This is a genomic window from Pseudomonas tumuqii, from assembly GCF_013184545.1.
GTDB lineage: Bacteria > Pseudomonadota > Gammaproteobacteria > Pseudomonadales > Pseudomonadaceae > Aquipseudomonas > Aquipseudomonas tumuqii.
Genome location: NZ_JAAOJA010000023.1, coordinates 39,443 through 47,626 on the forward strand (window position 1 = coordinate 39,443; position 8,184 = coordinate 47,626).

General features: G+C 68.2%; 9 protein-coding genes. 1 reads left to right on the forward strand and 8 read right to left on the reverse strand.

Annotated features, from left to right (window positions below; translation table 11 throughout):
• Positions 1-215 precede the first annotated feature (215 nt).
• The 8 genes from G9C89_RS23640 to G9C89_RS23675 form a co-directional block, all read right to left on the reverse strand.
• Positions 216-647 carry a lipocalin-like domain-containing protein gene (locus tag G9C89_RS23640; RefSeq protein ID WP_172152912.1) on the reverse strand — a complete coding sequence of 144 codons (432 nt, stop codon included), beginning with the start codon at positions 645-647 and terminating at the stop codon, positions 216-218.
• The gene (locus tag G9C89_RS23645) at positions 644-1,501 is read right to left on the reverse strand and encodes an alpha/beta fold hydrolase (RefSeq protein ID WP_172152914.1); all 858 of its coding nucleotides are present in this window, start codon (positions 1,499-1,501) and stop codon (positions 644-646) included. Before G9C89_RS23645 ends, G9C89_RS23640 begins: the two co-directional genes overlap by 4 nt.
• Positions 1,498-2,457: a VOC family protein gene (locus G9C89_RS23650; protein WP_172152916.1), complete on the reverse strand. Its 960-nt coding sequence runs from the start codon at positions 2,455-2,457 to the stop codon at positions 1,498-1,500. Before G9C89_RS23650 ends, G9C89_RS23645 begins: the two co-directional genes overlap by 4 nt.
• Before the next feature lie 67 nt (positions 2,458-2,524).
• On the reverse strand, positions 2,525-3,283 hold the full coding sequence (locus tag G9C89_RS23655; protein ID WP_172152918.1) for an SDR family NAD(P)-dependent oxidoreductase: 759 nt from the start codon (positions 3,281-3,283) through the stop codon (positions 2,525-2,527).
• A gap of 45 nt (positions 3,284-3,328) precedes the next feature.
• Entirely contained in the window at positions 3,329-4,777 is a 1,449-nt protein-coding gene (gene iaaH / locus G9C89_RS23660; protein WP_172152920.1) for an indoleacetamide hydrolase, read from the reverse strand.
• Complete coding sequence (locus G9C89_RS23665) at positions 4,774-5,541, reverse strand: aspartate/glutamate racemase family protein (protein WP_172152922.1); 768 nt, start codon at positions 5,539-5,541, stop codon at positions 4,774-4,776. The genes iaaH and G9C89_RS23665 overlap by 4 nt, the downstream gene beginning before the upstream one ends.
• Positions 5,538-6,881: an acetylornithine deacetylase gene (locus G9C89_RS23670; RefSeq protein WP_172152924.1), complete on the reverse strand. Its 1,344-nt coding sequence runs from the start codon at positions 6,879-6,881 to the stop codon at positions 5,538-5,540. The genes G9C89_RS23665 and G9C89_RS23670 overlap by 4 nt, the downstream gene beginning before the upstream one ends.
• A gap of 9 nt (positions 6,882-6,890) precedes the next feature.
• Positions 6,891-7,916, reverse strand: a complete 1,026-nt coding sequence (locus G9C89_RS23675) for a ring-hydroxylating dioxygenase ferredoxin reductase family protein (protein ID WP_172152926.1) — start codon at positions 7,914-7,916, stop codon at positions 6,891-6,893.
• On the opposite strand from G9C89_RS23675, the gene G9C89_RS25060 reads away from it, so the two are divergent.
• On the forward strand, positions 7,915-8,184 hold a 270-nt coding region (locus G9C89_RS25060; protein ID WP_218575968.1), incomplete at its 3' end, for a hypothetical protein. The genes G9C89_RS23675 and G9C89_RS25060 overlap by 2 nt on opposite strands.

The following is an 8,184-nucleotide window of genomic DNA, read 5'->3' on the forward strand; positions in this document are numbered from 1 at the left end:
GCATTTCTGGGGGCATATTAAAAAAACTTAATCACTAATTCCTTACATAACAACATGTTAAGAAACTAATTAAAACTCCCCCCGGTGCACCATATAAAACAAAGACCCCAGGCGCTTACACCTGGGGTCTTTGTTTTATATGGCATCCGTGCGCAGCACGACGCTCCGCCACTTCAGCCCACACTGTAGCGAGCGCGGATAGCGCCGTCGCCACGTCAGCTGGGCATGGCTCGCTGCCAAACCAGCCTGGCGGTACGCGCCTCCGAGGTGCCTTCTTCGAGGCGTGCAGTCAGGGCCACAACGTCGCCCTCCAGGATCGCTACTCGCTGCTGCGAACCGCCCACCCAGTTGGGAAACAGGCTGTGGCGCACGTGGTGCTGGATGACGTTGCCCTGTACCTCGTAGTCGCCCGCATAGGTCAGGTAGCTGCCATAGGCGCCGGCCTTCTCGGCATCGCTGGCCGACCATTGGCCGCCGCTGCTGAAAGGTGGGCGGCCTTTCTTGGCTATCACGCAGAACATGCCGTAGCTACTGTATTCGATGAAGCCTTCCAGTTCGGTACCCATCGGGTGGAGCACCCGGCCGTCGTCGTATACCTGCTCCCAGGACAAGATGTTCCAGCGTCCACGTATGCTGTCTTGGTTCATGCCGCTACCTCGTTCTCGTTATTGCCCAGAAAATCGCTGAGCAGGCGGGTGAAGGCCGCGGCCTGCTCGATTTGTACCCAATGGCCACACTCGCCGAACACATGTAGCTGTGCATGTGGAATCAGCCGCAGTAGGCGTTCGGAGACCTCCAGGGGAATCACCTGGTCATCGCGGCCGTGGATGATCAGGGTCGGCTGCGACAACTGGCGCAGCGCCGTCTCGTCCACCGCGAGCAGCTCGATACCCTGCTGACGTGGTGCCGGGAACAACCGGGCGAAGCGGGTCTGCACGTCGTCGCGGATGCTCGCCTCGTAGCGCATGCGCACCAGGTCGTCGGTGATGATGCTGTGGTCGAAGGCGAACACCTGCATCAGCTCGCGCATCGCCGCCAGCGACGGCTGGTAGCCCCAGACCTTGTCGAGGCCCTCGGTGAGCGGGAAGGACAGGCCCGCCGAGCCCATCAGCACCAGTCGGTGCACCCGCTCGGGATGGCGCAGGGCGAAGGCCAGGGAGATGGCGCCGCCAAAGGAGTTGCCGACCATCGAGACGGTCTCGATGTCCAGCGCGTCGAGCAGGCCAACCAGCTGCGCCACCCAGGCGTCCGGATCGAGCGGGCGCTCCATCGGACAGCGGGTATAGCCGAAGCCGAGCATGTCCGGGGCGATCACCCGGGTCTTTTCGGAGAGCGCCGGGATCACCCCGCGCCAGTTGGCCCAGGCGGTGACGCCGGGTCCCGATCCGTGGATCAGCAGGACGGCTTCACCCTCGCCGCGGTCGTGATAGTTGATCGTGCAGTCGCCGACCTGGAGGGTGTTGGCCACCTCCGGGGAGGCCGCAGAATTGCCTGTAGTCATTGCTTCACCTGTGCGGTTTGCGAGTTGGTCACCACCGGGGCGCGCAGGCCGCGGCGGGAGAGGTCCTTGAGAATCTGCCGGGCGTGCTCGCGCTTGTCGGCCGGCAGCCAGGTGCGGTCGTGGCCCCACAGGCTCATCCCGGAGAGTTCCTCGACCTGCCAGTCGGGGCCGATGGTGCGCGCCGCCCAGCCCAGCTCGAGCATCCAGCCGTCGGGGTTCTTCAGGTAGAACGAGGTCACGTGGTCGTTGATGTGGCGGCCGAGGGTGACGCCGATGGAGTCGGGATTCTCCAGCGCCATGTCGTGGGCACGGCCGAGGTCGTCGAAGTCGTTGTACTCGAGCATCAGGTGATAGAGCTTGCGCGGCCCGCCGGTGTAGGCGATGCCCAGGGTGTGGTGGCGCGGGTTGACGTGGAGGAACTCGACCCGGAACGGCGCGCTGGTGTAGTCGCTGACCTTGAACTGCAGCACCTCCTTGTAGAGGCGGCACATTGCCTCGAAATTGGGGGTGATGAAGGCGACGTGGCCGAGCCCCATGTCGCCGGTGCGGAAGCCGCCCAGCGGGCGGCCGGGCACGAAGGGCGTGGCGGCGTCCTGCAGGCCGTGGGCGACCTCGACGCGGCAGCCATCCGGATCGTTGAAGTGGAACAGGTCGGCGACGCCACGCAGGGCGATTTCCTCGCCGCTGCCCGGCAGCACTTCGTAGCCGGCGGCCTGCAGCGCCTGGCGTGCCTGCTCGAAGGCGGCCGCATCGCGGGCCTCCAGACCCATGACCATCGAGGACTCGCCGTCGACGGCCTGCAGCACGAAGCGCTGCACCTTCTCGTCCACACGCAGCCGAGCGCACTCGCCCGGCTGCACGCTCTCGACCTGCATGCCGATGTGCTCAGCGGCCATCCGCAGCCACTCCGGCAAATGCGGGGTCTGCACCACCACGTAGCTCAATGCCTTGATCATTCGTTGTTCTCCTCTACATGGCCGCCGCGCGCCGCGCGCCGCGCGCCGGGCGCACGGCAGCCGGCAACTATTCGGCGGACATCCCGCCATCCACCGAGATGCTGGTGCCGGTGACGTAGGAGGCCTGCTCCGAGAGCAGCCACAGCAGAGCGGCGCTGACCTCCTCGGGACGGCCGATGCGCCGCATCGGTACGCCGTCGTCGTACAGGTGGTCGTCGCCACCGGTCACCCGGTCGAAGCTCGGCGTCTTGATCGGCCCGGGGCAGACGGCGTTGATGCGGATGCCGCGGGTCGCATAGTCCAGCGCGGCGGCGCGGGTGGCGCCGACGATGCCGTGCTTGGCGGCCACGTAGTAGGCGGTGTGCGGCATGGCCTTGAGGCCGAAGATCGAGGCGTTGTTGACGATAGCCCCGCCGCCGCTCTGCAGCATGGCGGCAATCTCGTACTTCATCATGTACAGGACGCCCTTGAGGTTGATGTCGATGACCTCGGAGAAGTCCTCGTCCGGCGTCTCGTGCACGTCGTTGAAGGCGCGCTGCAGGCCGGCGTTGTTAAAGGCGCCGTCCAGGCGGCCAAAGGCATGCATGGCCAGTGCGACCAGCGCCTCGCAGTCGGAGGGATTCGACACGTCGGTGGCGCGGAACGCCGCCTGGCCGCCGGCCGCAACGATCTCCTCGATCACCGCCAGGCCGGCCTGCTCATTGCGGTTGCCGATCACCACGCGGGCGCCGGCACGGGCCAGCGCCAGACTGGCATCGCGACCCATGCCGCTGCCGCCACCGGTGACGATGACCACCCGACCTTCCAACTGGTAATCCATATTCATGCAGTAATCCTCATGGCGCGCGGGACAGCCCCGCGCTCAACAACCTCAAGCACGGGGGATACGCCCCAGTACCGCTTCCAGGGCGACGCCGATGGCCAGCAGGCGGCGGTCGCTGCCCTGCGGGCCGTCCAGCTCCAGGCCGACCGGCAGGCCGCTGGCGGCGCCAAGGCCGGCCGGCAGCTGGATGCCCGGCAGGCCGGCGCTGGCGGACGGTTCGGTGTTCTGGATCAGCCGCTCGAAGCAGGCTGGCTCGTTGACTTCGGGACCGGCCAGCGGCGCTACCACCGACGTGGTCGGGAAGACGAAGGCATCCAGCACGTGGCGCTCGAACAGCTCGGCATAGTGCGCCTGCAGTGCCGGACGCCCGTCGGCCATAGCCGCCGCGTACAGCGGCGCCGAGTCGACCAGACCGTCGGCGCTCGGCACCTTGTTCGGCAGCACCAGCTGCTCGTAGATCGCCCGCACATCCGGGCTGACGATGCCGCGGGCCAGTTCGTCGATGCCGATCCCCGGGCCCTGCTCGCGCAGCCAGGCCTCCATCGCCGCGCGGGCCTCGTGGATCACCACCAGCAGGCCGATCGGCCGGGTGAGTTCCTGCAGGCGCGCCTCGGCGACGTCCACCAGGGTCACCCCGGCCACGCGCAGCTTGTCCAGCGCCGCCTCGGCGACCGCGCGGGTGTCGGCGTCCAGGTTGCTCCAGAAGCCCGGCGCGATGCCCAGGCGCAGGCCGGCCAGGGTCACCGGCGGCAGCGCGCACTCGCCACTGATCAGGCCATCGAGCAGGGCGACGTCGGCCATGCACAGGGCCATCGGGCCGACGGTGTCGCGGCTGGGCGCGATGGGGATCACCCCGCGGTCCGAATAGCGGCCGTGGCTGGGGCGCAGCGAGGCGCAGCCGTTCAGCGCGCAGGGGATGCGCATCGAGCCGCCGGTATCGGTGCCCAGCGCCGCCAGGGCCATGCGCCCGCCTAGCGCCACCGCGCTGCCGGACGACGAGCCGCCGGCGATGCGCGAGGCGTCGTAGGGGTTGCGCACGCCGGTCAGCTCGCCGCTGTTGAACGCCGGGTTGTAGCCGGTGCCACCGAAGGCCAGCTCGTGCATGTGGGTCTTGCCCAGCACGATGGCGCCGGCCTCGCGCAGCTTGCGCAGGGTCGGGGCGTCCGCGGCCGGCACAAAGTCGGCCAGCGCCGGGGTGCCGGCGGTCGCCGGCAGGCCGGCGGCGTGAATGTTGTCCTTGACCACGATGGGGATGCCACTCAGCGGACCGAGCGGCTCCCCGGCGCGACGCGCGGCGTCGGCGGCATCGGCGGCGGCCATGGCGCCCGCGGCGTCGAGGGTGACGAAGGCGTTCAGCTCGCGTCCGGCCTCGGCGCGTTCAAGACAGGCCTGTACCAGCAGGCGGCTGCTCAGGCGGCCCGCGAGGAACGCGCTCATGGCCTCGGCGATGGTCAGGTCGGTGGCGCAGGCGGCCTGCGCGAACAGGGGCAGTTTCATGGGTGACTCCCGACGGAACAGGTTGAGTCGAAGGCGAAGGACGCGTCCTTGAGCGTCTCGGGGCTCGGGTAGGCGAACTTGCTGTGGGCGAGGCCCAGATCGAGAAACAGCTCGCAGAGCTTGTAGGCGACCACCCCGGGGTTGAGCACCGGCACCGGCAGGTGCTCGGCGAGGAAGGCATGCGACTGGTGCATGGTGGTGGAGCCGAGCACGATCACGTCGGCCCCGTCCTCGGCGATGGCCCGTTGCGCTTCTTCGAGCAATCTGCCGAACACCACCTCCTCCTTGCCCTGCAGCAGCGCCTCGCTGTCGGGACGCACGTCGATCGAGCGGATCGACGCCAGGCGCGACTCCAGGCCGTACTCCTTGAGGGTCTTGCGGTACAGCGGGAACCAGCGCGGCCACATGGTCAGGATGCTGAACTTGTGGCCGAGCATGCTGGCTAAGTGGAAGGCCCCCTGCCCCGGCGCCAGCACCGGGATGCTCAGCCGCGAACGCAGCGCGGCTAGCCCGGAGTCGCTGACGGTGTTGATGCACACCGCATCGAAGCCCTCCTCCTCTGCCTTGATCCCGGCCTCGATCACCGCCTGCTCCATGATCGCCATGTCGTAGTAACTGTCCGCCAGGCTCAGCACCCGGCCGGCACCGACGAAGCTGACCTCGATGTCCGGGCGGACCAGCCCCGGCGGCAGCTGCGACTCCACCAACGGGCGGGTCGCCTCGCTCATCGGCACCGGGAAGATCATCTTGATACGCTTGCTCATGACGTCTCTCCGGGCTGGAGGCCCAGCTCGTGGCGCGGGCGGGTCAGGGTGTCGATCAGCGCGTACATGATCTTCTTCGCGCACGGCAGCAGGTCGGGAATGTAGGTCGCGCCCATCCCGCCCAGACCCTCGGCCACCGGCAGCGGCGCGCCCTGCGCCGGCCACGGCCAGCCGATCCGTGCGGTGGGGATGCCCAGGCGGCGCAACGCGGCGCCGTCGGTCTGGCCGCCGAGCAGCTCGGCCTCGCCGTGATCGCGGTGTTCGATGTGCTCCCAGCCACGTCGGCAGGACTGGATGATCCAGTTCTGCGGGTCGGTACTGCCGCCGGCGACCGAGCCGTACATCTCCCAGTCGAGGACCAGCTCGGGGCGCCGTGCCTGCAGCTCGCGGACGAAGGCGGCGAACTGCGCCTTGACCCCAGCCGGGCTGGTGCGCGGGCTGATGCGCACGTCGAAGAAGATCTCGGTGACCGCCGAGGGAAAGGCCGGTCGTTCCGGGTCGCCGCCGCGTACCCCGGCGATCCAGCCATGCGGCTTGACCTGCCCGGAGGCGTTGCGCTCGGCGTAGGCGATGATCCACTGCTCGAGCTCCTGGATCACCGTCGCCGCCGGCACCACCGAGCTGCGGAAACCGGGGGTGCCGCGCGGTACGCCGGCATAGCCGAGGGTGCCGTGCACCCGCAGCTTGAACCAGCCCATGCCCGGCTCCTCGTGGTAGACCCAGTTCCACGGCTTCATGACGATGGCGAAATCCGGCGAACCGCCGCGGTTGAGCAGGTGCGTCACACCGTTGGACATCCCCGCGTGACCGCGGGCGGAGACGTCCACCGGCATGCCGCCGTCGGCCATGCCGACCAGCAGGTCGCCGATCAGCGGCACTTCGGCCTCGATCAGCGCGGTGGCCACCTCGGTCAGGGTGGCGACCATCGCCTTGGGGTTGGAGGCGCCGAGGCCGAACACCCAGTCGTCGACCAGCTGCGCCGAGCGCTGCATGTCTGCCTCGTCGGCCTCGCCGGTGAGGATCTTTTCCGCCTCGTCCAGCTCCAGGTGGGTGTCGATCGGCGCATACAGCAGCACACTGGCGCCACCACCGCTGCCGCGCACTTCGGCCAGGACGTTGCCGCTGGTGAAGCTCATCGGCTGGTAGCGGGCGCGCATGCCAATGCTGTCGAGGTGCTTGACCATGTGCTCGCTGGCGGCGCGGGCGGCGCCGGTCGGGCTATGGATGTCGGTGATGGCGTACAGCAGCTGCTGCAGACGTTCCGGGTCGATCCGGGCGCAGGCCTGTTCGTACCATTTCATCTGCTCGGCGGAGAAGGCGACGGGGGTGGTGGCGTGCATGGCGGCTCCTTAATGACTGGCCACAAACTGTTCGGCGAAGATGTTCGCGGGGTCGGCACCCAGCTCGATCAGCCGCGCGGTGGCGGCGTCGATCATCGGTTGCGGGCCGCACAGGTAGGCGACCGTGTCGGCGCTGACATCGCCCTCGCGCAGCGCGCTGACCGGGCTGCCGTGGTGCAGGCCGGCACGCGGCTCGCGGTCGACGCAGATGCGCGCCTCCAGGCTCGGCAGCCATTGCTGGCGCAGTTCGATGTCGTCGAGGCAGAACAGCGCATCCGGCACCGCACAACCGAAGCTGAGCAGCATCGGCGGCTTGCGCCCGCTGCCCTGGCGCAGGGCATCGATCATCGACAGGATCGGCGCCAGGCCGGTGCCACCGGCGACGAAGATATGCGGCGCACGGCGCTTTTCCTCGCGCAGGAAGAAGGCCCCGTAAGGACCGCTCAGGGTCAGCACCTCGTCGCTGGCGGCCTGCTCTTCCAGGTAGCTGGACATGGCCCCGCCCGGCAGCAGGCGGATCAGGAACTGCAGCTTGGGCAGGTCGACCGCGGTGCTCGACGGCGAGTAGCTGCGCAGCACACCGTAGTCGGGCACTTCGATCTGCATGAACTGGCCGGGGCGGAACTCCAGCCAGTCGCCGTCGGCCAGTTCCAGGGTCAGACGCATCACGTTGCTGGCGATGCGCTCGACCGAATCCACGAAGGCGTGCGCTTCACGGGCCTGGCTGGAGCCGACCTCGCTGCCGTAACCGAGCTCGAAGGTGCAGTCCGACTGCGCCTGGCACAGGCACAGCAGACGCTGGCCGGCGGCGTACTCACTGGCCAACAGGGTCGAGCTGGCGCCGGGACGGGTGTTGGCCTCGCCTTCGGCGAGCTGGGCGATGCAGCTCGAGCAGCTGCCGGAGCGGCACTGATAGAGCAGCGGTACGTCGGCAGCCAGCGCCGCATCGAGGATGCTGGTGTCGGCGGCGACGCTGAAGCTACGGCTGACGCCGTCGGCGAAGTTCAGGGTGACTTGGTGCTGCGTGTCTTTCATGAGTGATCGCTCCCAGGCGGCATCGGAGTCCGGCGGCGAGGCGCCGGATTCAGGGCATGTCTCGATCATAGAAAGCGCCGCGCTGGCCGGCGCTCCCATGGGCTACGGGCTTATCCCGACAGCGCAAAAAAATCGACCAGCGATGCCGCGGAATCGAGTAGGAGACGGCTTCACAGCCGCCGTCCTCTCACACCACCGTACGTACGGTTCCGTATACGGCGGTTCAGGTTATGCAGCTAAGCCGGTTTATCGTATCCAGTATCGAGAC

Coding starts and splice junctions, on each gene's coding strand:
- G9C89_RS23640 (WP_172152912.1), bottom strand. CDS start 647: ATGAACCAAGACAGCATACGTGGACGCTGGAACATCTTGTCCTGGGAG.
- G9C89_RS23645 (WP_172152914.1), bottom strand. CDS start 1,501: ATGACTACAGGCAATTCTGCGGCCTCCCCGGAGGTGGCCAACACCCTC.
- G9C89_RS23650 (WP_172152916.1), bottom strand. CDS start 2,457: ATGATCAAGGCATTGAGCTACGTGGTGGTGCAGACCCCGCATTTGCCG.
- G9C89_RS23655 (WP_172152918.1), bottom strand. CDS start 3,283: ATGAATATGGATTACCAGTTGGAAGGTCGGGTGGTCATCGTCACCGGT.
- iaaH (WP_172152920.1), bottom strand. CDS start 4,777: ATGAAACTGCCCCTGTTCGCGCAGGCCGCCTGCGCCACCGACCTGACC.
- G9C89_RS23665 (WP_172152922.1), bottom strand. CDS start 5,541: ATGAGCAAGCGTATCAAGATGATCTTCCCGGTGCCGATGAGCGAGGCG.
- G9C89_RS23670 (WP_172152924.1), bottom strand. CDS start 6,881: ATGCACGCCACCACCCCCGTCGCCTTCTCCGCCGAGCAGATGAAATGG.
- G9C89_RS23675 (WP_172152926.1), bottom strand. CDS start 7,916: ATGAAAGACACGCAGCACCAAGTCACCCTGAACTTCGCCGACGGCGTC.